Raw genomic sequence first — 22885 nt, 5'->3', positions numbered from 1 at the left:
GCATTATTGTCCGGTCCGCCGTCGCGTGTGCGGCGGACGTTATCTTTCCATTCGCAGGAAATCATCGCATGAAGAGCCTGTTTGCCAGTCTGTTAATCCTCTCCACCCTGACCGCGCTGGCTGGCTGTCAGCAACCTGAACGGCCAATTGGCCCGGACGGACGCCCTAATGTCCCTGCAGAACAACCGGTGCCCGGCGGTCCAATGAGTAAAGGGCCGGTAGGTCAGCCGCAGGCCTGACCGTTAGCGGCATCAGTACTTACCGCGCCCTGCCCTGAAAATTTATTGTCCTTATTGCCGCCGGGTATTATTACCGGCGGCATTTTTACGTCTGGCTTAATTAACGCCCACCACCATTACCCTGATTAAATTTTCATGGCTATGCTTGGTTATTACGCTGAAATAAAGGATATGCTGATGCACAGTCTTGATCCACAAATGTTGCTGTTACTCTATTTTGTCCTACCGGTTTGGCTTATTGCTGGCTTTGCCGACTGGCTTTGTCATCGTGCAACAGAAATAGAGCATACCTCCGGCGTTAAAGAAACGTGGATACATATTTTAATGTTTCTGGAGATGGGCACTCCGCTGCTGCTGGCATTATTTCTTGAGGTGAATGCGCTGATTATTGCGTTAATGATCGTGCTGTTTTTTTGTCATGAAGCCACTGCGTTGTGGGACGTCAGCTATGCGGTGAAAAGCAGAAAAGTGACGCCGGTCGAACAACACATCCACAGTTTTCTCGAAATGGTGCCGCTGATGGCGCTGCTACTGGTGATCTCCCGTCACTGGCCGCAATTTCTCGCGCTATTTGGGGCCGGCAATGAAGCGCCCCGGTTTACTCTAACGCTACGTGCCGATCCGCTGCCGCAGGGTTATATTATTGGCGTACTGTGCGCAATCGTGGTGTTTGAACTGCTGCCTTATCTGGAAGAATATCTGCGTACCCGGCGCGCGAAGAAAAACGCCTCAACGTGAACAGCATAAACCACCGTGCTGAATGGTAATGTGGATGATTGGGGAAGCTATTGATTCCACCACAGCCAATACCCACACGATAAAAAAACCTCCCGCGGGAGGTTTATCGATTAGATCGGTTTTTGCCCATCGTCTTCAGGCAATCCGGTGCCGGTATCATCATCGTCATCAAGCGGCTCTTCGCCGGGCACCTGCGCATCATCAGGCAGCGGAGTGACATCATCGGGTCGTTCTGACATAAGCACCTCCATACCCCACATTGGGTAATAACTATTTTAGTTGCGTTATCCTTCAGCCCAGCGGGTTTATCACGCATCTGTGAATTAAGCGTAAGAAGTAAATTAGTTATGGGTTAACGCTTTGCTTATCGCCTGCCCTCGGCTAACGCGATAAACAAAAAAGGCCACCCGAAGGTGACCAATAATAGGGTACTCGCTGCGTTAGTCATCAGGTGTGGTTATTAATTTATTTCGCCACATGAATAACACAACTGAATTAATTCGCTTCTTTCATCATATACAACGACGAGGCAATGGCAATCATAATCGACTTACAAAAAATACATTTTGCGCCGAGTGGATTTTGCCTGTTCCTGTCAAAAACGGACTGGCGATATTGAGAGCCCTGACATTGTGGGCATCTCATAGCATTAATTACTGTAATAATCAGAGACCTGTAACGTTAACAGCTGACGGACCTTTAGGGCCGTTTTCCACAGAGAATTCAACTTTCTGACCGTCATCGAGTGAACGGAAGTCAGTTCCCTGAATGGCAGAGAAATGGACGAAAACGTCTTTGCTGCCGTCTTCCGGAGAAATGAAGCCGAAACCTTTCTCAGCGTTGAACCATTTTACTGTACCGAGCATTTTATTTGACATGTTTATACCTTGATAATGAGCCATATGGCATTAGAGGCTGAACCGCAGCGACACATCAGAACCTGAGATAAAACTCAAAGAGAAAGGCACAGGAAAGGCACTAACACAGATGAGAGATACAAAACGAACTAACTATGGGACTGTCTGCTTATCAGACCGGAGACGCATTAACGCACGTCTGGCGGATTAACACAAGGGGTAATAAATTTTATTGATAAATTTCTGGTGTGACGAAGCGGTGACTGCACCGCGTTTAAAATTTTAAGTGGTTAGATTTGGTCACCTTTATTCCAGCTAAAAAGCATCAGATTTAGAAAACTTTTATTTTTCACTGTTTAACACGGCCATGACAAATAAGAGCTGTGGTGAGAAAATTCAAATGTTATATTATTGTTGAAAATAAAGCAGTTACCTTCAATTGAGGCGATGTTATGGCCCAGGCAATCTTAGGTAAGATACTTTGGACAAGCAACATTTGAAACAGTTGCCAGTTCTGTCTCCAGTTCAATGACAAGTGAAGTTAAGTTGTAGTCTATCGAGTTACGCATACTTTCTCTTTTTTCAACATTTTCTTTAGTGCTCAGTTTACTATGAAAATTATACAATTCTGGTATATTTGCAGTAATTTTCTCCATGTCTTTAGAGTGAAAGAAAGGAATTGGTGGCCCTCCATTAGAATTGAAAGCCACTGCTTTTAAAGAAGTAAGCTCCATAACCTCAATGAACCCCTTATCACAGGTAAGCAAGCCCGGGAAGAAATACCTTTCACCATTTCCAATATTAAAAGTTATTGCTTGCTCTAAGTACCTATAATGAACAAGATCCCAAGTCATGCCTCTAAGAGCTTGCCAAATATTTTTTGAATTTTTGTGTATTTTATTAAAAAATTTAAAATCCGTCCCTTTTTCAAAAAACTCAGCCGCAACAATTAATTCTCTAACAGCAAAGAAACAAGCTTTATCATGAGCAAACCTGAAAATATCCAGCATCTTGTTTTTAAATGATCGAGAAGGAGAACTAATCTGGATTATACTAATCTTAAGAAGATAAATATATATATGGTTATATCTTTCTAAGATAGCCTTTCTAAATTCTTCATTTTTATTTTTACGAAGCATATTTCCAAAATGCCGATCTGTATTAAGAAGAAGCTCAGCTTTCGACATTTTGCTGCTTAAACAACCTGTTTGGTAAAACTTATAAGTATCAAATTTCTTTATAAACTCATAACCTAACAACTTGTCAAATATCTTATGATGATTACTACTGTCATCCATGTTTTTTAGATTTTCAATTTCATATAAAACAGAATCGACCTGCGTATTTTCATGAGATATAAATTTAAATATCTCCTCAATATCATCATCCAGCCCTGCTTTCTTGCCATTAATATAAGGCTGAAGATAACTCAAGGCCTGACTATCCAAAGATATTGAATAATCAATTTTAAATGTAGAGACCCCTTCACCAAACATTTCACCTATTGTATCGGGATCCATTACTATCACATTCTCATCATTAAACAAAGATCGAATGGAAGCGCCATTTTTAAATTTCATATTGGATTGAAATCCAGGATATGGCCCTTTGGGCGAAGAAAAAACAAATTTATACTCTGGGATCAGATGATGAAAAATCGTATACATGCTTAAGGAATTGGACAAATCATCTTGATTACCAATATCCATTACCAATTTTTTTTTAATGTATTCCATATTTTATTCTTTTGACTAATAGCTTGAGCCTCTGCGTGACAAGCTAGCCTCTCCTGTAGTTCGAACGATTATGTCATCATATACTCTATCACATCCAAACAGTCTGACTCAGTGAAAGAATATGCCGAAGCGTGCCGTTGATTTGGCTGTTGACTTAAAGGGCGCGTCTGCGCCCTCTTGCAATTCTGTCAATACTGTACGGCCTCACCGCCAGTTGATGTGCCTCTCGATTTGTCACAGCCACCTACACCAGAAAAAAGGCGGCGTATTTTGCGCCGAATGCACGAAAGCATAGCAATTAAACAGTAAATAAGTCCCCACAAACACCAAGCGCCCTGCAATTGCAGAAACGAGAGCAGCTTAAGTAGATGTTTCTCGATGTCTCGCGTTTGAACCTGTCCGAAGGTGAGAACACTTGGATGATGAGCAGCCGTAAACTCAAAGTTGGTGAGCAGCCATTCTAGAGTGGTAGCAGCGGGCATCTGCTCCGGGACAGAAAGAAGCCATCAACAGTTTTTGAACGATTAGCCGCACTAGCTAAACGACAGAAAACTAGTAGCGCTGCTTATTAAAGCAGCGGCCGGACTAATCCGAGCTGCAAGATTCTTAACGGTTTCTTATCATTGTGATACTGTATATATATACAGATATTGATAAATGAGAGGAGTTAATCGCCTGATGGATATAGATAATCTCAGCGAGACCGAAGTAAGAATCCAGTTTATTGCTGACGTATCACTTGTCGAATATTGCAAAGAAGATGAATTAAAAATGGCTCTGTTAATGAACGGTGAGATGGCCGGAAAGATTGATACGGCGATTTATCAGGATGCCATTTTCCGCCAGGCTAAATGACTTCTTCTCAGTAACACCCCTGCCCTGAGCCACCATTTCGGTGGCTTTTTTCATGCTGCTGCGAAGCGCATTCTTGTGCATGATTTTGCATGACCCAGATAGGATCACCGATAGCTACAGCGACCCTAGCTGGCGCGACTTGACGAGGCGCATGCATCTGCATTAAAAACGATGCATAAAGCGGGCAGGCGTGGCGGGGATAGCATTGCGCGCGAGCATGTTAACATCTTTGTATTGCCAATCTTTCCTAATCCCAAGGGATGACTGGGGTGATTTTTACAGGGTGTTATCTGGCTTATATGAAAAAGTGCTGTGAAATTTCGAAAATTGCCTAACTGAGTAATACACTTCTACTAGGTTCACTTGATGGCATCATAAATACATAATGATCAAGTAAGAAAGTTAATGTATGTTTGATGTTCAAGCAAGTTACTCACGTTCAGACCTTAGTTCTTAGAGACCAATTGTTCATAATGAAGATTACTTTCATGGCTAGATTTCTATTGGGTTTAAAGTTAATTTTAGTCAAAATGTTTTACTATTTTGTTAACCAATATGATTTGTAGAGGTTGATATGTTTAAAGGAATTCAAAAGATCTATTTGGAAAATGAATTCTCAGGTATAATTGATAATATAATTCTTAATAATAGAAATTTAATAATAACCGGAGGCAATGGCTGTGGAAAAACAAGATTTCTTGTGAGGCTTTTTGAAACAATTTTCAGTCGTGTGGCAGAGAGAAGCTATAAAACGGATTCTGAGATTAACACTGAAATTAAACATATTGAGCAAAGCCTTGAACACACTCAAGTTGGAACCCAGAACTGGTCTCATTATACGAGTTATTTACCCCAATTGATTGAGGAAAGAGAACGCAGAAAGAAGTTTAACATTATTTTTGATGGTAATGATCAAGGGCTTTTTACGGCTAGTTATCATACAGGTAAAAGTGTATTAATGAACTTTCCAGCCTTCAGAAACTCTACTATTCATGCGGCGAATTCAATCAGGTCCTTGGAGTCAATTAAAAATGCAGCTAAATCTTTAATTACTCACTCGAGTCAGCGCGGGGATAGTAAAGCGTCATATTTTGAAGAATATTTGGTTGCATTAAAGCAAGCTCGGGCGATGTATATTACAGAAGATGGAGATTTAGATAGTGCCAGTAAAATAGAGGGGTGGTTTGATAAATTAGAGAGTGATTTAGGTGAACTATTTGAAGACAAATCTCTTAAATTGAACTATAAAGTTAAAAGTTCTTCATTTGAAATAGTTCAGGATAATAAAGAGCCTTATAAATTCCAAAATCTTTCATCAGGGTTTTCTGCCGTCATGTGTATATATGCGGAGCTTTTGATGAACATTGAAGCAAATGAAATATCTCCAGACGAATTAACAGGCATTGTGTTTATTGATGAAATAGATGCTCACCTCCATATTTCAATTCAAAAAAAGATTATGAGCTTTCTGACTAAGTCATTTCCATTAGTTCAGTTTATTGTTACAACTCATTCGCCTTTTGTGGTGATGTCAGTCAATGATGCAGTCATTTATGACCTTTCTAAGCATGAGCAGGTGGAGGACTTGTCTCTCTATTCATATGAGGCCGTTGCAGAAGGTTTGTTCAATACTTCATCGGTATCTCAAGTATTAATGGAGAAAATGTATAGATTGAATGCACTCACGATTAATTATGAAAATAACAAACATGAGATTGAAAGTATATTATCTATGCTTAAGCAGCATGAAAACAAATTGGATGAAGAAAGTAAGTTCTATTTGAAAACTGCTGAAATAAATATGATGAAGCATACTGGTGGAGGTAAAGGTGTTTAATGTTATCCGACCAGCTGCAGCCCCAGCATCTTTAGCAAGACAGACACGTTATGATGGGCAAGATGTATATGATAGCCTAAAAGAAGCATTTCATGATAAGTGCTATATATGTGAGACCAAGTCACCGCAAGATGTAAATGTGGAGCACTTTGTTGCTCATCTTAATGATCTTGATAAGAAATTTGCGTGGAAGAATTTATATTTTGTTTGTAGTCGATGTAATAATATAAAGGGAGATCGTTATAACAATCTACTTGATTGTTGTGATGAGAATGATGATGTATATCGTTCCTTGAGGTTATTACCTCCTTACACCCCTTATGCTGGTAGTATTGTTGTTGAGGCTAGGGGGGACAATCCTAAAATAGAAAGTACAGTTGATTTACTCAGGAAGGTTTATAATGGCAAGGGGACGGTTAATAAAGCTGTGAGTGCTGAGTTTCTGAGGGTGAAGATTTTTGAAAGTTTGAATAGACTTCAGGAATATGTCAGAAGATGGTATTCAAATGAAAGCTTACCTGCTGAAAAGGAAGATGCGCTTGAGCGAATGAGGTTGCTAATAAAACCTGATGCACCTTATTCGGCATTCATGCGAGATGTACTTTTTGAAGATGATAAGCTCAGATTTTTGGTAGAAGAAATTTATTAACCTTTTATAAAGGCAGGTGAACCTGCCTTAACAATTTCAAAAGATATATTTTTGAATTGGACAATATCATCCTCTATCCATTCATTGATTTCTTTGATCCTTTTCTGAAGTGGTGTCAGTTCATTGCGTACAAATACTTGCGCTGCCTTCACAGCATCACCAAAACCACAGGTGTTGTCGGGGATAATTCCCATCATCTGCGGCGGCACCGGCGCGCGCTCAGCAGATCATCACGGCTGGTCTTCTTTATGTTGAAAAAGTCATCACCTGTTGCAACTTCGCTGAACGACAGAATCTTAATCCCGTCCAGCTTGCCGGTAGGCGCGTAAATGAACAGGGTGCGGAAGTTACCGATCCCTTTAGCGTCGCGCATCACCTGCCGCATGCGCTCGATATCGCTGCTGCTCTGCGCGGCGTCAGTCATATACAGGATATTACCTGCGTATGCACCGTTCTGGTAATACTTGCGGCGAAATAGCATCGCCGCTTCATTCAGCCAGCCGGAATTCAGCGCACTGAGGTATTTCGTCAAACCGTACAACTCCTGATTCACGTCCGGCTCAATCAAGTGGAAAACCTGATCCGCTTCGAACTGTTGCGCTTCCTTCCACTCATTCACAAACCAGTAAACGCCCTCCTCCACGCCACGTCGCGTGTACTTGGCCGGTGAGGTTTCCAGGCGCATCGATTTGCCTAGCGCATTGCGGCGCAATTCCATAAAGGCGTTACCAAACCTCAGGTAATCAAGTGCAAACTTGCTGAACTCCTGTTGACACAGCAGCGGGTGCGGGATAAACGTTGAAGCGAGAATATTGCGCTTCACATAGAGTGGCGAGCTATGATGTACCGCTGAGCGCAGGCTTATGGCGAGTCCGTGGAAGCTGACCAATGGCTCGTACCAGCAGCCGTTATGGATGCACTCGGCATAATTCATGATGTCGCGCTTATCGAGTACCGCCGTCGGCTCGCCAAAGGTAAACGCCTCGAACGGCTGCTTTGCGTCCTGCGCGGGCTGAGATTGTGCGGTGAATGCCTTGCCGCGGTTGCGTTTGCTCATCAGTAAAAATGGCGACAAAGTGGCGACTGAGATTGTAACAGGGTAGAACACGGCGTAACAGAATTGGCAATAACTCATTGATAAATAGTTAAATTATTGATAACCAACAGTAAACAAAAAAAGACCCAATACGATTCCTGTATCGGGTCCAGGGAAATGGCTCGTTGAGAGCCGTGCGCTAAAAGTTGGCATTTTTGCAGGCGAGGACGCCTTGCCTTTTAAAGGTAGACCAGCATCGGTGATTTTCCAGCCAGCGGGCTTCGCCGCCGGCAAAAGCTGCCAACTCTGTGATCGGGCTGGCACTAACGGCTGGCAGGCGCAGCGGCAAAAATGTGCGCTACGCCTGAAAATGCAGGGATTATTTACCGCACAGCTGCTGGGCGCGATCGACGATCGGCTGCAGGCTCATTTTTTGTCCCGGATGCGCTTTATCGACGGCAAGGATGGTATCGATGGACTGCAATGTGCCCTGCCCGGCATTGCCGCGCGCCAGCGCTTTATCATTAAGCGGATACTGCAGCAGTGTGCTGGGGTTGATGGCAAACAGCGCGCCATCTTTCTCGCAGGTCAGCATCACCTCTTCACGGGTGAACGGCCACTTATCTTTGCCAATTTCAAAACGGCTGACGGTGATAATTTGCCCGGCGAACGCCTGGCTGCACAACGCCATCAGTAACCCAGCTGGAATCAGTTTCTTCAGCAAAATCTCGACCTCATCTCATCTTTTAACAGATTCAGGCCGGCGAAAGCGTGGCAAACACGCTCACCAGCCCGATAACAATCAACGCCAGCAGCAGCTCGAGCTGCGTCAGACGGATAAAAAGTTTCGGTGCCCGGCTGGCGGCCAGGCGAAAACGCGGCACCAGCAGATAGCGATTAAGCAGCGCAATCAGCACCATCAGTGCCACCAGCAACGCTTTGCTCACCAGCAGCTCGCTCCACAGCGTGGCGGTCCAGTTGAGCGGCGTGCCGGCAATCAGCAGGCTGTTGACCGTGCCGGTAACAATCGCCAGCGCCACGGCCAGATGACCATAGCGTGAAAAGCGCATCATGCTGCGAATGGCATCGGTGCGCCAGGCAATGTTACGCGCCTCGCGCATCAATAGCAGCAGCGGCAGCAAACCACCGGCCCAGAAGGCGGCCGCGATCAGGTGCAGCGCATGATTCCCCTGCTGCAGCAGTCCTGGCATGCCATCGTGCATCGCCGCATGGCCGACGCCCGCCAGTGCCACCAGCTGCAACAGCGCAGTCGCCAGTAACGCCTGCTGGCGCAAATTACCCCGCAGGCGCAGTGCCAGCGTGCTGAGCAGGGCAAACAGGATAACCCAGCGCCACACCGCGCCGAAGCGCGTGCCCAGCACCGCCAGCCAGACGTCGATGCTGGCAATACTGCGCCAGTCGCCGCTCATCAGCCCGGTCTGCGCCGCCAGCATCAACAGCGCACTGAGTAAACTCAGCACGGCGCTGTATCCCATCAGCCATCGCCAGCGCTGTGCCAGCACCGGTCGGTAGCGCGCCGGCGCCAGCAGCGCGGTATAAAATGCACTGCCGGTCAGCAGAAACAGCGCCAGAAAATGCAGCGCCCGCAGGCCGATCCAGAACGCGCTAAGACTCATTACTTCACGCTGAAGCTGTAGCTACCTTTGGTTTTGTGGCCGTCCACTGACAGCACGTGCCAGTTGACCTGATAATGACCCGACGCCAGCGGCTGGGCGATCGGCACAATCAACTGATCGTGCTGCTGCGGATTCAGCTGGGCTTTCTCCAGCGCCACCGGTTGCTGCTGCGCGTTGATCATTTCCACGCCGCTGAATGCCGGTTCAATATCTTCGGTGAATGTCAGGGTGAGTTGCTGCGGCGCGCGCTCCACCATGGCGTTATCCGCCGGCACCGGGGCTTTGAGGTGGGCATGTGCCAGAGCCAGCTGGTTGAAGCCCAGCGTCGCGCCCGCCAGCAGTAGCGCGATAACGCGCCTGGATGCAGTTTTCATCATCACGTCTTCCCTTTTAACTGCGGCACTGCGCCGCAAATGTGGCAGCAGGATACGCCGCTGCTTTTAGGCTGTCGAGACTTGCGGTGCGATCCAATTCCCTTGATCCAGCAGGGCGAAACCATTATTTTTGCCCCTGTTTATCAGGAGAAAAGCATGAGCCAAAACCTTGCCCTGCTGTCGCAGGAAGAGAAAGACAAAGTAAACGTCGATCTCGCCGCCGCTGGCGTGGCGTTTAAAGAGCGCTACAACATGCCGGTGATCGCCGAGATGGTGGAGCGCGAGCAGCCGGAAGCGCTGCGCGACTGGTTCCGTCAGCGCCTGATGACCTATCGCCAGGCATCGCTTAGCCTCTCCCGCCTGCCCTACGAACCTAAGCAGAAATAATTTATGTTACGCGTAATCGATACGGAAACCTGTGGCCTGCAGGGGGGCGTGGTGGAAGTGGCGTCGGTGGATGTCATTGACGGCCAGATCGTCAATCCGATGAGCGATCTGATCTGCCCGGATCGGCCCATCAGTCGTCAGGCGATGGCGGTGCACCGCATCACTGAAGCCATGGTGGTAGGCAAGCCGACCATCGAAGAGGCGATTGGCCGCTATCACGGTAGCCCGCACTATGTGGCGCATAACGCCAGCTTTGACCGGCGCATGCTGCCGACGATGCCGGGCGAATGGATCTGCACCATGACGCTGGCGCGCCAGCTGTGGCCGGGCATTAAATACGGTAATCAGGCGCTGCGCCACAGCCTCAAACTTGAGGTGTCGCCGCCGGATGATCTGCACGCGCACCGCGCGCTGTACGATTGCTACGTCACCGCCGCGCTGCTGATCCGCATTATGGAAACCTCCGGCTGGAGCGCCAGCGAGATGGTGAGTCGCTGCCAGCCGGCGCCGGTCAGCGACGAGGTGTTCCCGTTTGGTAAGTATCGCGGTCAGAGCATCGGCAGCATAGCGCGTAAAGATCCGGGCTATCTGCGCTGGGTACTGGAAAACGTACGTGATTTGCGCGCGCCGCTGCGGCAGACGCTGCGCAAATACGTTAAGGATACTCAGTAATCGCTGCGCGGCGGCAGCGTGCCCTGCGCCAGGGCGATCAGGAAAGTGAACTCCTGCGCCACGCCTTCATAGGATTTATAACGTCCTGATTTGCCGCCGTGGCCGGAATCCATATCGGTGCAGAGTAACAGCAGCGCATCGTTGGTGCGCAGCTCACGCAGCTTTGCAACCCACTTCGCCGGCTCCCAGTACTGTACCTGCGAATCATGCAGCCCGGTGGTCACCAGCAGGTGCGGATATGCCTGCGCCGTCACGTTGTCATACGGGCTGTACTGGCGGATGTAGCGATAGAATTCCGCCTGCTCCGGATTGCCCCACTCATCATATTCACCGGTGGTCAGCGGAATCGACGGATCGAGCATGGTCGTGACCACATCGACAAACGGCACCTGAGCGATCACGCCGTGAAACAGCTGCGGCGCCATATTCAGCACACCGCCCATCAGTAAGCCCCCGGCACTGCCGCCCATCGCGTATAGCTGCTGCGGGTTGCCGTAGCCTTTCGCCACCAGCGCTTCAGTGACATCAATGAAGTCGGTGAAGCTGTTCATTTTATGTTGCAGCCGGCCATCGTCATACCACTGCTGGCCCAGCTCGCCGCCGCCGCGCACGTGGATAATCGCGTAGATGAAACCGCGCTCCAGCAAACTGATGCGGCTGGTGCCAAAACTGGCCTCCATGCTGCTGCCATAGGCGCCGTAGCCGTACGCCAGCAGCGGATTGGCGCCGCGCTGAAAGTGTTTGCGGTGATAAACCAGTGAGACCGGCACTTCCGTGCCGTCGCGCACCGTGATCCACAGGTGTTCACTTTTGTAGTCGGCAGAGTCAAAACCCGGCACCGGGGTTTGCTTGAGAATGCGCCGCTCGCCGGTCTCCATGTTCAGTTCGAACAGCGTGGTCGGCGTCGTCATCGACGAGTAGCCGTAGCGCAGCGTGTCACTTTCCGGCGTGGGGTTGTAGGCCAGCCAGGTGACATAGGCCGGATCGTCAAAGGCAATACCGTAGCTCTCACCGCTGGCCCAGTTAATCTGGCGCAGGGTATTTACCCCGCGCTGGCGCTCTTCGACTACCAGCCAGTTACGAAACAGCTGGAAATCTTCCATCACCACGTGGTCGCGCGGCGGAATCAGGGTTTGCCAGCGATCTTCAGCCAGCCACGCGCTGCGGTACAGGCCGAAATTTTTGCCGTCGCGGTTGGAGCGAATGAAGAACTGGTGATCGTAGTGATCGATGCTGTATTCATGATCGCGCCGCCGCGGACAAAACACCTGCGGCTGTGCGTCCGGATATTCCGCGTCAATCAGCAGAATTTCACTGGTAGTTGTGCTGAACAGCGCGATCAGGATGAAGTGTTCCGAGGTGGTTTTATGCACGCTGAGGTGGAAAGACTCATCCTGCTCTTCATACACCAGCTGATCTTCCGACTGCGGATGCCCCAGTTCGTGACGCCACACCTGATAAGCCAGCAGCGTTTTCGAATGCTTGCGTACGTAGTAGAGGGTGCGTGAGTCGTTGGCCCACGCCACGCTGGAGGACGCGTCGCGCAGCACCTCCGGATACCAGCTGCCGCTGTTGAGGTTACGAAAGCGGATGCCGTACTGGCGGCGCGATAAAAAATCTTCCGCCAGCGCCATCACCTGGTTATCCGGGCTGATATCCAGCGTGCCCATGGTGTAAAAGTCACTGTGCGCGGCGCGCTGGTTGCCATCCAGCAGCAGTTGCCACGGCTGGTCGGCGGGCGCATCCACCGGCTGGCGGAAATAGGCCGCGTACTCATTGCCGGCTTCGTAACGGCTCTGGTAGCGATAGCCGCGTTTAACGTACGGTACCGAGTGGTCCTGCGCCGGTAGCCGATCGATGATCTCTTTCAGTACCCGATCCTGCAGCGCATCCTGAGAAGCCATCATCGCTTTACCGTAGCGGTTTTCCGCCTCCAGATAAGCCAGTACCTCGGGGTTTTGCCGGTCATCATCACGCAGCCAGAAATAATTATCGGTGCGCGTTTCGCCGTGTAACGTCATGTGGTGGGGGATTTTTTTCGCTTGCGGCTGATTCATTACAGAGTTTCTCCCTGAAAGACGACATCCTGCAAGCGTGGCACTTCTGGCAGAGGAAGCCAAGCCGGAAACGCACGCGAAGTGTAACCGGAGGCCGCCGCAACCGCCTCCGGCGTGACTCAGGCCGCTTTTTCCGCCGCGATGTCGCGCTGAATACCGTCGCGCACGTCCTGCGGAATTTTTAGCGCATCGCCGAGCGCAGAGAGGTAACTGCGTTCCATGAAATGATCGACATCGATCGCCGCACAGCTAAGGAAATAGAGTTCCAGCGCTTCCTCTTCATTTTTCACGTCGGCGGCCAGCCACTGCGGATCGAGCGGACGGTTCATTGCCTGCTGAATCAGCGCTTCCGCCTGCGCCCCGTAACCGGCCTGATGGATATTCTGCTCGATGGCCGTGCGCTCGCGATCGTCAATGTGCCCGTCGCTTTTCGCAGCAAACACCAGCGCAGTTACCAGTCGCTCCGCGCGCTGGTCGAGCGGCGTCTGCAGCTGGCCAAACGCAGGCTCATCCTGATGGGTTTCACGCACGCGCTGCTTGTATTTATTCCACAGCACCGCGCCTGCCGCCGCCCCGCCGCCGACCAGCAGCGCGGTGCCGCCGTATTTGGTTAACAGCTTGCGTGACGATTTGCTGGCAACCAGTAAACCCGCCAGGCCACCCAGCGCGCCGGGTGCCAGCATATCGCTCAGGCCGCCTGATTTGCCGTCACCGCCCTTCTTTGCCAGAACCGATTGAATTTGCTGCAGCCAGTTACTCATCGTTTAACTCCTGTTTAAGTTTCCGCTCACTATGCTGCCGCACGCTGTGTCAGTTAACGTCAGAGCCGGCAAAGTATGGCAAAGCCGGACGTGCACAATGCGTGAGTACGCAAACGTTTTCGTTTATACTGCGCGCGCATTTTGACTGCTAAGGTGAAATTATGACGACTCTCGGAACCGCGCTGCGTCCTGCCGCAACGCGTGTCATGCTGTTAGGTTCAGGTGAATTAGGCAAAGAGGTAGCGCTGGAGTGTCAGCGTCTCGGGGTGGAAGTGATCGCTGTCGATCGCTATGCCGATGCCCCGGCGATGCACGTTGCGCATCGCAGCCACGTCATTAACATGCTGGACGGTGACGCACTGGCGGCGCTGATTGCGCAGGAGCAGCCCCACTTTGTGGTGCCGGAAATCGAAGCCATCGCCACCGAAAAACTGCTGGAGCTGGAAGCGCAGGGGCAAAAAGTGGTGCCGACGGCCCGTGCTGCACGTCTGACCATGAACCGCGAAGGCATTCGCCGTCTGGCGGCTGAAGAGCTGGCGTTACCGACTTCAACCTATCAGTTTGCTGATAGTAAAGCGCGTTTCGTCGCGGCCGCGCACGAGATCGGTTTCCCCTGCATCGTAAAACCGGTAATGAGCTCCTCCGGTAAAGGCCAGAGCTTCATTCGCGAAGCCAGCCAGCTGGATCACGCCTGGGATTACGCGCAGCAAGGCGGACGCGCGGGCGCGGGCCGGGTGATTGTCGAGGGCGTCGTGAAGTTCGATTTTGAAATCACCCTGCTGACCATCAGCGCGGTGGACGGCATCCACTTTTGCGCGCCAATTGGTCATCGTCAGGAAGACGGTGATTATCGTGAATCCTGGCAGCCGCAGCAGATGAGCGAACTGGCCCTGCAGCGCGCGCAGGACATCGCCGCTAACGTGGTGAAAGCGCTCGGCGGTTACGGCCTGTTTGGCGTGGAGCTGTTTGTGTGCGGCGACGAGGTGGTGTTCAGCGAAGTCTCTCCACGTCCGCACGATACCGGTATGGTGACGCTGATTTCGCAGGATCTCTCTGAGTTCGCGCTGCACGTGCGCGCCTTCCTCGGCCTGCCGATTGGCGGCATTCGCCAGTATGGACCGGCTGCTTCGGCGGTGATCCTGCCACAGCTCGATAGCCACAACGTGCAGTTTGTGAATGTGGAAGCCGCACTTGGCGCCGGTTTGCAGCTGCGTCTGTTTGGTAAGCCGGAAATCGCCGGGCAGCGCCGTCTGGGTGTCGCGCTGGCGACCGGTGACAGCACCGATGATGCCGTGGCCCGCGCCATTGCCAGCGCCGCAGCCGTGCAGGTTCAGGGCTGATTGACCGGGTGGTGACGCAGCGCCATCACCACCCGCAAAAATTGACCGCTGCCGCGTTGCAGTTACGCGGCAGCGCTATTCGCGATCAGCGGGGTGAAGCCGCACCTGCCACTGCCTCACGCGCCAGCTGCGTAATGCGATCCCAGTCGCCGCTCTCCAGCGCATCGTTTGGCACCAGCCACGAGCCGCCAATACACAGCACGCTTTTCAGCGCCAGATAGTCACGATAGTTGGCCGGTGAAATACCGCCGGTCGGGCAGAAACGCACCTGCGGGAATGGACCACCAATCGCCGCCAGCGCTTTGACGCCACCGTTAGCCTCTGCCGGGAAGAACTTGAACTCGCGCAAACCAAAATCCATGCCGACCATCAGTTCCGACACGGTGCTGATGCCTGGAATCAGCGGCACCAGGCCTTCCACCGCCGCCTTGAGCAGCGGTTCAGTGAGCCCCGGGCTAATGACAAACTGCGCGCCGGCGTCGGTCACTTCTTTCAGCTGCTGGGTATTGATCACCGTGCCGGCACCCACAATCGCTTCCGGAACTTCTCTGATCATTGCCCGCAGCGCATCCATCGCCACCGGCGTGCGCAGCGTCACTTCCAGCACGCGCACGCCACCTGCGACCAGCGCTTTGGCCATCGGCACCGCATGTTCCAGCTTGTTGACGACAATCACCGGCACAACCGGGCCGGTAGTCAGAATCTGTTCCGCACTCGTTTTCCAGTTCTTCATTACGTTTCCTCAGGAGAGACAGCCCGACGCGCGGTCATGCTGTCAGAAAGAGAGCCCTACCATACAAGATCGGCCGGACGGACGTCTATTGGATATCATCAATTTTTGAAACCGCGGTTCATTTTTGAATGATTGCCTGGTGCGCATCATTCCGCATCCGTCTGCAGAGTCGCCACTCATGGCGACCAGGATAAACCCTGCTGACTGAAAACAAAACGCCCCTGGCGAGCAGCGCAGGGGCGTTATCATAAATCTCTCAGTTAGCGATGCAGGAGCGGTTATTCAAACTCGTTCCACGAACGGCCGTCGCGGGTGATCATCGCCACCGAGGCGACCGGTCCCCAGGTGCCGGCCTGATACGGTTTGGAGGCGTCGCCATCCGCATTCCACGCTTCAATAATCGAATCGACATAAGTCCACGCCGCTTCGACCTCATCGCGGCGCACAAACAGTGCCTGAATGCCGCGCATGGTTTCGAGCAGCAGACGCTCGTAGGCATCCGCCAGATGCGACTGATTGAAGGTTTCGGAGTAGCTCAGATCCAGCTTGGTGGTCTGCAGCTTGTGCTTGTGATCGAGACCCGGCACCTTGTTGAGGATCTCAATATCCACGCCCTCATCCGGCTGCAGACGAATCGTCAGCTTGTTCTGCGGCAGTTCGGCGTAAGAGTCCTTAAACAGGTTCATTTCCGGGTTTTTGAAGTACACCACCACTTCTGAGCACTTGGTCGGCAGACGCTTACCGGTGCGCAGGTAGAAAGGCACGCCCGCCCAGCGCCAGTTATCGATATCCACGCGGATGGCGACGAAGGTTTCGGTGCTGCTCTGCTTGTTAGCTCCCTCTTCTTCCAGGTAGCCCGGCACTTTTTTGCCCTGCACAAAACCGGCAGTGTACTGACCGCGTACGGTTTTCTCGCGCACGTTGGTCTGGTCAATGCGGCGCAGCGAGCGCAGCACTTTCACCTTCTCATCACGAATCGCGTCAGCACTGAGATCGGACGGCGGCGACATGGCGATCATGGTCAGGATCTGCAGCAGGTGGTTCTGGATCATGTCACGCATCTGGCCGGCTTTGTCGAAGTAACCCCAGCGGCCTTCGATACCCACCTCTTCCGCCACGGTGATTTGCACGTGGTCGATGGTGCGGTTGTCCCAGTTATTGACGAAAATCGAGTTGGCAAAACGCAGCGCCAGCAGGTTGAGCACCGTCTCTTTACCAAGATAATGGTCGATACGGAACACCTGGCTTTCATCGAAGAATTTACCGACGCTGTCGTTAATCTCCTGCGAGGTCTCCAGCGAGGTGCCAAGCGGCTTCTCCATCACCACGCGCGCCGGTTTGGCGTTGAGTTTAGCGGCGCCCAGGCCTTCACAGATGGCGCCAAAGGTGCTCGGCGGCATGGCAAAGTAGTTGATGGTGACGCGGTTTTTCTGATCCAGCATCTTGCCCAGTTTCGAGAAGTGCGAGGTGTCGTTAACGTCGAGGTTGCAGAAGTCGAGACGGCCGCTGAGTTTGTCCCACAGCGCTTCGTCAATCTTCTCCTTCATGAAGGTTTCCAGCGCTTCACGCACCACTTTGGTGTAGGCCTCTTTGTCCCACTCCGCGCGACCCACGCCAATAATGCGCGTGGTATCGTGAATCTGACCGGCTTTCTCCAGCTGATACAGTGAAGGCAACAGTTTCCGGCGTGCAAGATCGCCTTTGGCACCGAAAATCACCAGATCGCATGCCTGGGCTGTTTGTGTTACCGCCATTTTCCTCTCCTCGTTGCAGGATATACCCGGCCTGAGCGTCCTCATCCTGCCGGGTCCTTATTGTAATTTTCTTACAGCACAATGTACTTTTTTCACCGCGCCAGGACAACCCGGCTGCGGTCGGTTACAGGTGATTATCCTGCACCGCCGGGGCGCATTTAACGTGTTGCGAAGTGCGCTAACGCGCCTTTTTCTGTTTCGATGTTTGTCGGGCGAAAACCCGGCAGCGATCAAAGTATGACAAAAAAAGCGCGGTTACATTTGTCCGCCGCTGCGTACGTCAGGCTATTACACGGTATATTCCGCATAATTGGCAGCGATTTCACGCACGGGTGAACGCAAAAAAGTGATTGATGGTCATCGGGTTAACAACATGCTGGATCAAATACAGGCGCAGCTGGCCGCGCTGAGCAAATCAGAACGCAAAGTGGCAGAACAGATTCTGGCCGCGCCGCAGCAGGCGATGCACTCGAGCATTGCCACGCTGGCACAGGCGGCGCAGGTCAGCGAACCGACGGTGAACCGCTTCTGTCACCGCATGGGCACCCGCGGCTTTCCCGATTTCAAGCTGCAGCTGGCACAGAGTCTGGCCAAAGGACCGAGCTGGGTCAGTCGCGATGTCGAAGAAAATGACAGCGTAGAACGCTACAGTCATAAGATTTTTGATTCCGCCCTGGCGGGACTCAGCCGCGTGCGTCAGCAACTGGATATGCAAGTGGTGGCTCAGGCGGTGCAGGCATTGTCACAGGCGCATAAAGTGGCCTTCTTTGGTCTTGGCGCCTCGGCGGTAGTGGCGCATGATGCCACCAATAAATTTCTGCGTTTTAATCTGCCGGTCATCTGGTCCGAGGATATTGTGATCCAGCGCATGAGTTGCATAAATAGTGGACCAAATGACGTGTTTGTTCTGATATCGCATACTGGCCGCACCAAAAATATGATAGAACTGGCTCGCCTGGCGCGTGTAAACGCTTCCACCGTGCTGGCTATCACCTCGCCCGGATCGCCGCTGGCAGATGAAGCCACGCTGGCGCTGACGCTGGATGTACCGGAAGATACCGACATCTATCTGCCGATGGTTTCCCGCCTGGCGCAGCTCACCGTGGTTGACGTGCTGGCAACCGGTTTTACCCTTGAGCGCGGTACCGCTTTCCGTGAGAATCTCAAGCGGGTAAAAGAGGCGCTGAAAGCGTCGCGCCTCGAAAAGCCGGCACCGGAATCACGCGCACAGCAAAATAATTAACATCACATTCACAATGTGAGTCGAATCACAGCCCCTCGATCATATAGAATGAGTGACCATTGCGTGTCACTTGTGATCGACACGATACTTTGTCAACGGAGTCCTTCATGTCCAGACGTCTCAGAAGAACCAAGATCGTTACAACCCTCGGCCCCGCCACCGATCGCGACAACAACCTCGAAAAAATCATCGCGGCGGGCGCTAACGTTGTGCGACTCAATTTCTCCCACGGCACCCCGGAAGATCATCAACTGCGCGCCGATAAAGTGCGGCAGATTGCGGCCAAACTCGGTCGCCACGTCGCCATTCTTGGCGATCTGCAAGGCCCTAAAATTCGCGTATCAACCTTCAAAGAAGGCAAAGTTTTCCTCAATGTCGGTGACCGCTTCCTGCTGGATGCCAACCTGAGCAAAGGCGAAGGCGACAAAGAGAAAGTCGGTATCGACTATAAAGGCCTGCCGGAAGATGTGGTGCCGGGCGATATCCTGCTGCTGGACGACGGCCGTGTGCAGCTGAAGGTGCTGGAAGTTCAGGGGGTGAAAGTCTTCACCGAAGTGACCGTCGGCGGCCCGCTCTCCAACAATAAAGGCATCAACAAGCTCGGCGGCGGCCTGTCGGCTGAAGCGCTAACCGAAAAAGATAAGCTGGATATCATTACCGCGGCAAAAATTGGCGTCGACTATCTGGCGGTCTCCTTCCCGCGTAACGGCGAAGACATGAACTACGCGCGCCGTCTGGCACGCGATGCCGGCTGCGACGCCAAACTGGTGGCAAAAGTTGAGCGCGCCGAAGCGGTGGCAACGCAGGAAGCGATGGATGACATCATCCTCGCCTCTGACGTGGTGATGGTGGCGCGTGGCGATCTCGGCGTGGAAATTGGCGATCCGGAGCTGGTGGGCATCCAGAAAGCATTGATTCGTCGTGCGCGTCAGCTGAACCGCACCATCATTACTGCTACCCAGATGATGGAGTCGATGATCACCAATCCGATGCCGACCCGCGCGGAAGTGATGGATGTGGCAAACGCCGTGCTGGACGGCACCGATGCGGTGATGCTGTCGGCGGAAACGGCGGCAGGTCAGTATCCGGCGGAAACCGTGTCGGCGATGGCGAAGGTGTGCCTCGGTGCGGAAAAAATTCCAAGCGTGAACGTATCCAAACACCGCCTGGACGTGCAGTTCGACAACATTGAAGAAGCGATTGCCATGTCGGCAATGTACGCCGCTAACCATTTGCAGGGCGTGTCGGCCATCATTACCATGACCGAATCTGGCCGTACCGCACTGATGACGTCTCGCATCACTTCCGGTCTGCCGATCTTCGCAATGTCACGTCATGAACGTACCCTGAACCTGACCGCGCTGTACCGTGGCGTGACGCCGGTGTTCTTTGACAGCAACAACGATGGTGTCGCCGCCGCGCACGATGCAGTTAATCTGCTGCGCGACAAAGGGTTCCTCGTCTCCGGCGATCTGGTGATTGTCACCCAGGGCGACGTGATGGCGACCACCGGCACCACCAACACCAGCCGTGTCCTGCGCGTAGACTGAGTTTTACGCACCTCCTGACAGCGGCTGTAACAACATGGACAAACGCGACTGCCTGGCAGTCGCGTTTTATTTTTCACTGACAAGGAGGCCAGATGGCCCGCTATCAACCCATCAGTCAACTCACCGGGCGTGTGCTGCTGTTTCCGCTGGCGCTGGTGCTGTTTGAGTTCGCGACCTACATCGCCCATGACATGATTCAGCCCGGCATGCTGCTGGTCACCGCCGAGTTTAACGTCGGCCCGGAATGGGTATCCACCTCACTCACTGCCTATCTGATGGGCGGCGTGGTGCTGCAGTGGCTGCTCGGTCCGCTGTCGGATAAATATGGCCGGCGTCCAGTGTTGCTGTTCGGCATTCTGTTCTTTGCCGCCGCCTGTGTTCTCACCACCTGGGTGAGCAACATCGAGCAGTTCGTTACGCTGCGCTTTATCCAGGGCATCAGCCTGTGCTTCATTGGCGCAGTAAGCTATGCCGCAGTGCAGGAGGCGTTTGACGAGGCGTTAGCTGTGCGCATGATGGCGCTGATGGCTAACGTGGCGCTGCTGGCACCGCTGGCGGGTCCGCTGGCCGGTGCCGCCTGGCTCACGGTGGGCGAATGGCGCAGCATGTTCTGGCTGTTTGCGGTTTGCAGCCTGCTGGCGTTTGTGGTGCTGTGGCGCATCATGCCGGAAACCGCCGGCGATCGCAGCCACTCCATTGCGTTACCAAACCTGGCGCGCGGCTACGGACGGCTGGCGCGCGATAAGCAGGTGATGTACGGCTCCTTCGCTATCGGCCTGGTGTTCATCCCGATTCTTACCTGGGTGGCGCTGTCGCCGGTGATTCTGATGCATGAAGAGGGCTTATCCCGCCTGCAGTATGCATTGCTGCAATTACCGGTGTTTCTGGCGATGATCGCCGGTAACCTGACGCTGGGTAAACTGGCGGGACGCGTGGCCATCGAGCAACCGGTAAAATTTGCCGCCTGGCCGATTCTGCTAGGCCTGAGCATTGCGCTGGTGGCGAACCTGCTCAACAGCCACAGTTACCTGCTGCTCACCGCCGGCCTTAGCCTGTATGCGTTTGGTGCCGGGATGGTCAACGCCGGGCTGTACCGGTTGACGCTCTATTCCAGCAGCGAAGGTAAAGGCAGCATCGCCGCTATGCTGGGGATGATCAGCATTCTGACGCTGGCGGCAGGGATTGAAGTGGCGAAAAGCGGTTATTTCAGCGGCGGTACGCCGTGGTTCAGCGCAATTAACTTCGTCGCCGGCGTGTTGTGGTTTGGCCTGGTGACGCTGTTCCTGCGCGAGCGCAAGCGGCGCAGTCGCCTGACGAGCGTAGAATAAGTGATGATGAACCGTGCCGGGCGGCACGGTTCAGCACGCGTTAGCTATTTACGCGGGTATAAATCCTTTCGCGCGTAAGGCTCAATATCCCCTTCTTTACGCGTCTTTAGCAGTTTGAGAATCCATGTGTACTGCTCCGGATGCGGACGCACGAAGATTTCCACCTCTTCGTTCATGCGCCGCGCCAGCGTGGTGTCATCGGCATCCAGCAAATCGTCCATCGGCGGGCGCACATAAATCTCCAGCTTGTGCGTCGCGCTGTTATACACCGGGAACAGCGGCACCACGCGCGCACGGCACACTTTCATCAGACGCCCGACTGCCGGCAATGTCGCTTTATAGGTAGCAAAGAAATCGACAAACTCGCTGTGCTCAGCACCGTGATCCTGGTCCGGCAGATAGTAGCCGTAATAGCCCTGACGCACCGAGGCGATAAACGGTTTGATGCCGTCGTTGCGCGCGTGCATGCGACCGCCGAAACGGCGACGCACGGTGTTCCAGATATAATCCATCAGCGGATCGCTTTGATTGTGGAACATCGCCGCCATCATCTGGCCTTCCGAAGCCAGCAGCATCGCCGGAATATCCACGCCCCAGCCGTGCGGCACGAGGAAAATCACGTTCTCATGATTCTCCTGCAGCGCCGTGATGATCTCGCGGCCGTGCCACTCAACGCGCTGGCGCACGCGTTCAGGATTACGCATCCCCAGCTCGGCCATCATCACCATCGCCTGCGGCGCGGTGGCAAACATACGATCAGCAATCTCTTCGCGCTGCGCTTCGCTGAGCTCCGGCAGGCAATAGTAGAGATTGATCAGCGCACGGCGGCGCGCACTTTTCGCCAGCTTGCCGGCAAACTTACCCAGCCCGCCCAGCACCGGATCGCGCACCCTGGCTGGCAGCATCGCCATACCGGCCAGCGCACCAATCGCCAGCCAGCTGCCCCAGTATTTCGGCTTTAAAAAAGTACGTTGAAAAACGGGAATAAACTCACTGTTATTTTTTTTTCGGGTTTCCATGCACTCGCCTCTGACAATGACGGCTCAATAATAGTGACGGCAGGTAATTTTGCAATCTTCACAGGCCAGATAGCAAAAAACCG

23 protein-coding genes and 1 pseudogene are annotated in these 22885 nt (G+C 52.6%); 11 read left to right on the top strand and 13 right to left on the bottom strand.

Annotated elements, in window-relative coordinates; all coding sequences use genetic code 11:
* Positions 1-68 precede the first annotated feature (68 nt).
* Both AC6I79_RS08810 and AC6I79_RS08805 read left to right on the top strand, forming a co-directional pair.
* Complete coding sequence (locus tag AC6I79_RS08810; RefSeq protein ID WP_058774586.1) at positions 69-239, top strand: hypothetical protein; 171 nt, start codon at positions 69-71, stop codon at positions 237-239.
* A 135-nt stretch (positions 240-374) separates the two neighbouring features.
* Complete coding sequence (locus AC6I79_RS08805; RefSeq protein WP_227746461.1) at positions 375-977, top strand: diguanylate cyclase; 603 nt, start codon at positions 375-377, stop codon at positions 975-977.
* 110 nt (positions 978-1087) lie between these two features.
* Here the strand turns inward: AC6I79_RS08805 and AC6I79_RS08800 are convergent, their stop codons facing one another.
* The 4 genes from AC6I79_RS08800 to AC6I79_RS08785 form a co-directional block, all read right to left on the bottom strand.
* Positions 1088-1216: a hypothetical protein gene (locus AC6I79_RS08800; protein WP_021510004.1), complete on the bottom strand. Its 129-nt coding sequence runs from the start codon at positions 1214-1216 to the stop codon at positions 1088-1090.
* Between the two features lie 256 nt (positions 1217-1472).
* On the bottom strand, positions 1473-1622 hold the full coding sequence (ymcF, locus tag AC6I79_RS08795) for a cold shock small protein YmcF (RefSeq protein WP_227746460.1): 150 nt from the start codon (positions 1620-1622) through the stop codon (positions 1473-1475).
* 20 nt (positions 1623-1642) lie between these two features.
* On the bottom strand, positions 1643-1855 hold the full coding sequence (gene cspE, locus AC6I79_RS08790; protein ID WP_021510003.1) for a transcription antiterminator/RNA stability regulator CspE: 213 nt from the start codon (positions 1853-1855) through the stop codon (positions 1643-1645).
* 446 nt (positions 1856-2301) lie between these two features.
* On the bottom strand, positions 2302-3570 hold the full coding sequence (locus tag AC6I79_RS08785; RefSeq protein ID WP_498027701.1) for a hypothetical protein: 1269 nt from the start codon (positions 3568-3570) through the stop codon (positions 2302-2304).
* Between the two features lie 678 nt (positions 3571-4248).
* On the opposite strand from AC6I79_RS08785, the gene AC6I79_RS08780 reads away from it, so the two are divergent.
* The 3 genes from AC6I79_RS08780 (at position 4249) to AC6I79_RS08770 (ending at position 6911) form a co-directional block, all read left to right on the top strand.
* Positions 4249-4425, top strand: coding sequence for a hypothetical protein (locus AC6I79_RS08780; RefSeq protein WP_168926270.1), 177 nt, complete (start codon positions 4249-4251; stop codon positions 4423-4425).
* 574 nt (positions 4426-4999) lie between these two features.
* Positions 5000-6262 carry an AAA family ATPase gene (locus tag AC6I79_RS08775; protein ID WP_498027700.1) on the top strand — a complete coding sequence of 421 codons (1263 nt, stop codon included), beginning with the start codon at positions 5000-5002 and terminating at the stop codon, positions 6260-6262.
* Positions 6255-6911 (top strand): HNH endonuclease, encoded by a 657-nt coding sequence (locus AC6I79_RS08770; RefSeq protein WP_136546968.1) that lies wholly within the window; start codon positions 6255-6257, stop codon positions 6909-6911. Before AC6I79_RS08775 ends, AC6I79_RS08770 begins: the two co-directional genes overlap by 8 nt.
* Here AC6I79_RS08770 and AC6I79_RS08765 read toward each other — a convergent pair.
* From AC6I79_RS08765 to copC, 4 genes and pseudogenes are all read right to left on the bottom strand, one after another.
* Positions 6908-7968: pseudogene (locus tag AC6I79_RS08765) on the bottom strand (phage portal protein). The gene AC6I79_RS08770 and the pseudogene AC6I79_RS08765 sit on opposite strands and share 4 nt — an antisense overlap.
* A 358-nt stretch (positions 7969-8326) precedes the next feature.
* Positions 8327-8674 (bottom strand): YebY family protein, encoded by a 348-nt coding sequence (locus AC6I79_RS08760; protein ID WP_058757522.1) that lies wholly within the window; start codon positions 8672-8674, stop codon positions 8327-8329.
* Positions 8675-8702: 28 nt separating this feature from the next.
* Positions 8703-9584 carry a copper homeostasis membrane protein CopD gene (gene copD / locus AC6I79_RS08755; protein ID WP_498027699.1) on the bottom strand — a complete coding sequence of 294 codons (882 nt, stop codon included), beginning with the start codon at positions 9582-9584 and terminating at the stop codon, positions 8703-8705.
* Complete coding sequence (copC, locus tag AC6I79_RS08750; protein ID WP_498027698.1) at positions 9584-9961, bottom strand: copper homeostasis periplasmic binding protein CopC; 378 nt, start codon at positions 9959-9961, stop codon at positions 9584-9586. Before copC ends, copD begins: the two co-directional genes overlap by 1 nt.
* Positions 9962-10114: 153 nt before the next feature.
* Here copC and AC6I79_RS08745 point away from each other — a divergent pair, with 153 nt between their 5' ends.
* Together AC6I79_RS08745 and exoX are read left to right on the top strand one after the other, a co-directional pair.
* A complete protein-coding gene (locus AC6I79_RS08745) occupies positions 10115-10345 on the top strand; it encodes a DNA polymerase III subunit theta (RefSeq protein ID WP_132462384.1) in 231 nt (76 codons plus the stop codon).
* A gap of 3 nt (positions 10346-10348) precedes the next feature.
* Positions 10349-11017: an exodeoxyribonuclease X gene (gene exoX, locus AC6I79_RS08740; RefSeq protein WP_021509985.1), complete on the top strand. Its 669-nt coding sequence runs from the start codon at positions 10349-10351 to the stop codon at positions 11015-11017.
* On the opposite strand, the gene AC6I79_RS08735 is transcribed toward exoX, so the two are convergent.
* Together AC6I79_RS08735 and AC6I79_RS08730 are read right to left on the bottom strand one after the other, a co-directional pair.
* The gene (locus AC6I79_RS08735) at positions 11011-13074 is read right to left on the bottom strand and encodes a prolyl oligopeptidase family serine peptidase (RefSeq protein ID WP_394517394.1); all 2064 of its coding nucleotides are present in this window, start codon (positions 13072-13074) and stop codon (positions 11011-11013) included. The two genes, exoX and AC6I79_RS08735, sit on opposite strands and share 7 nt — an antisense overlap.
* Positions 13075-13193: 119 nt before the next feature.
* Positions 13194-13835 carry a tellurite resistance TerB family protein gene (locus AC6I79_RS08730; RefSeq protein WP_058757517.1) on the bottom strand — a complete coding sequence of 214 codons (642 nt, stop codon included), beginning with the start codon at positions 13833-13835 and terminating at the stop codon, positions 13194-13196.
* Between the two features lie 161 nt (positions 13836-13996).
* Here AC6I79_RS08730 and purT point away from each other — a divergent pair, with 161 nt between their 5' ends.
* Complete coding sequence (gene purT / locus AC6I79_RS08725) at positions 13997-15175, top strand: formate-dependent phosphoribosylglycinamide formyltransferase (RefSeq protein ID WP_031280195.1); 1179 nt, start codon at positions 13997-13999, stop codon at positions 15173-15175.
* A gap of 85 nt (positions 15176-15260) precedes the next feature.
* Here the strand turns inward: purT and AC6I79_RS08720 are convergent, their stop codons facing one another.
* Together AC6I79_RS08720 and zwf are read right to left on the bottom strand one after the other, a co-directional pair.
* Complete coding sequence (locus AC6I79_RS08720; protein ID WP_498027697.1) at positions 15261-15908, bottom strand: bifunctional 4-hydroxy-2-oxoglutarate aldolase/2-dehydro-3-deoxy-phosphogluconate aldolase; 648 nt, start codon at positions 15906-15908, stop codon at positions 15261-15263.
* Positions 15909-16186: 278 nt separating this feature from the next.
* Positions 16187-17662 carry a glucose-6-phosphate dehydrogenase gene (gene zwf, locus AC6I79_RS08715; RefSeq protein WP_021509979.1) on the bottom strand — a complete coding sequence of 492 codons (1476 nt, stop codon included), beginning with the start codon at positions 17660-17662 and terminating at the stop codon, positions 16187-16189.
* Positions 17663-18035: 373 nt separating this feature from the next.
* On the opposite strand from zwf, the gene AC6I79_RS08710 reads away from it, so the two are divergent.
* From AC6I79_RS08710 to AC6I79_RS08700, 3 genes are all read left to right on the top strand, one after another.
* Positions 18036-18905, top strand: a complete 870-nt coding sequence (locus AC6I79_RS08710; protein WP_031280194.1) for a MurR/RpiR family transcriptional regulator — start codon at positions 18036-18038, stop codon at positions 18903-18905.
* Positions 18906-19012: 107 nt separating this feature from the next.
* Positions 19013-20455 carry a pyruvate kinase gene (gene pyk / locus AC6I79_RS08705; protein ID WP_021509977.1) on the top strand — a complete coding sequence of 481 codons (1443 nt, stop codon included), beginning with the start codon at positions 19013-19015 and terminating at the stop codon, positions 20453-20455.
* Positions 20456-20547: 92 nt separating this feature from the next.
* The gene (locus AC6I79_RS08700) at positions 20548-21783 is read left to right on the top strand and encodes an MFS transporter (protein WP_058757513.1); all 1236 of its coding nucleotides are present in this window, start codon (positions 20548-20550) and stop codon (positions 21781-21783) included.
* A gap of 44 nt (positions 21784-21827) precedes the next feature.
* Here the strand turns inward: AC6I79_RS08700 and lpxM are convergent, their stop codons facing one another.
* Entirely contained in the window at positions 21828-22802 is a 975-nt protein-coding gene (gene lpxM / locus AC6I79_RS08695; RefSeq protein ID WP_498027696.1) for a lauroyl-Kdo(2)-lipid IV(A) myristoyltransferase, read from the bottom strand.
* Positions 22803-22885 lie beyond the last annotated feature (83 nt).

The organism is gamma proteobacterium symbiont of Scutellera amethystina (genome assembly GCF_059730845.1).
This window is presented reverse-complemented; position numbering and strand designations above follow the sequence as displayed.

Bases quoted from the DNA above. Each gene is read 5' to 3' on its own strand.
- AC6I79_RS08810 (WP_058774586.1), top strand. From the start codon at position 69: ATGAAGAGCCTGTTTGCCAGTCTGTTAATCCTCTCCACCCTGACCGCG.
- AC6I79_RS08805 (WP_227746461.1), top strand. From the start codon at position 375: ATGGCTATGCTTGGTTATTACGCTGAAATAAAGGATATGCTGATGCAC.
- AC6I79_RS08800 (WP_021510004.1), bottom strand. From the start codon at position 1,216: ATGTCAGAACGACCCGATGATGTCACTCCGCTGCCTGATGATGCGCAG.
- ymcF (WP_227746460.1), bottom strand. From the start codon at position 1,622: ATGAGATGCCCACAATGTCAGGGCTCTCAATATCGCCAGTCCGTTTTT.
- cspE (WP_021510003.1), bottom strand. From the start codon at position 1,855: ATGTCAAATAAAATGCTCGGTACAGTAAAATGGTTCAACGCTGAGAAA.
- AC6I79_RS08785 (WP_498027701.1), bottom strand. From the start codon at position 3,570: ATGGAATACATTAAAAAAAAATTGGTAATGGATATTGGTAATCAAGAT.
- AC6I79_RS08780 (WP_168926270.1), top strand. From the start codon at position 4,249: ATGGATATAGATAATCTCAGCGAGACCGAAGTAAGAATCCAGTTTATT.
- AC6I79_RS08775 (WP_498027700.1), top strand. From the start codon at position 5,000: ATGTTTAAAGGAATTCAAAAGATCTATTTGGAAAATGAATTCTCAGGT.
- copD (WP_498027699.1), bottom strand. From the start codon at position 9,584: ATGAGTCTTAGCGCGTTCTGGATCGGCCTGCGGGCGCTGCATTTTCTG.
- copC (WP_498027698.1), bottom strand. From the start codon at position 9,961: ATGATGAAAACTGCATCCAGGCGCGTTATCGCGCTACTGCTGGCGGGC.
- AC6I79_RS08745 (WP_132462384.1), top strand. From the start codon at position 10,115: ATGAGCCAAAACCTTGCCCTGCTGTCGCAGGAAGAGAAAGACAAAGTA.
- exoX (WP_021509985.1), top strand. From the start codon at position 10,349: ATGTTACGCGTAATCGATACGGAAACCTGTGGCCTGCAGGGGGGCGTG.
- AC6I79_RS08735 (WP_394517394.1), bottom strand. From the start codon at position 13,074: ATGAATCAGCCGCAAGCGAAAAAAATCCCCCACCACATGACGTTACAC.
- AC6I79_RS08730 (WP_058757517.1), bottom strand. From the start codon at position 13,835: ATGAGTAACTGGCTGCAGCAAATTCAATCGGTTCTGGCAAAGAAGGGC.
- purT (WP_031280195.1), top strand. From the start codon at position 13,997: ATGACGACTCTCGGAACCGCGCTGCGTCCTGCCGCAACGCGTGTCATG.
- AC6I79_RS08720 (WP_498027697.1), bottom strand. From the start codon at position 15,908: ATGAAGAACTGGAAAACGAGTGCGGAACAGATTCTGACTACCGGCCCG.
- zwf (WP_021509979.1), bottom strand. From the start codon at position 17,662: ATGGCGGTAACACAAACAGCCCAGGCATGCGATCTGGTGATTTTCGGT.
- AC6I79_RS08710 (WP_031280194.1), top strand. From the start codon at position 18,036: ATGCTGGATCAAATACAGGCGCAGCTGGCCGCGCTGAGCAAATCAGAA.
- pyk (WP_021509977.1), top strand. From the start codon at position 19,013: ATGTCCAGACGTCTCAGAAGAACCAAGATCGTTACAACCCTCGGCCCC.
- AC6I79_RS08700 (WP_058757513.1), top strand. From the start codon at position 20,548: ATGGCCCGCTATCAACCCATCAGTCAACTCACCGGGCGTGTGCTGCTG.
- lpxM (WP_498027696.1), bottom strand. From the start codon at position 22,802: ATGGAAACCCGAAAAAAAAATAACAGTGAGTTTATTCCCGTTTTTCAA.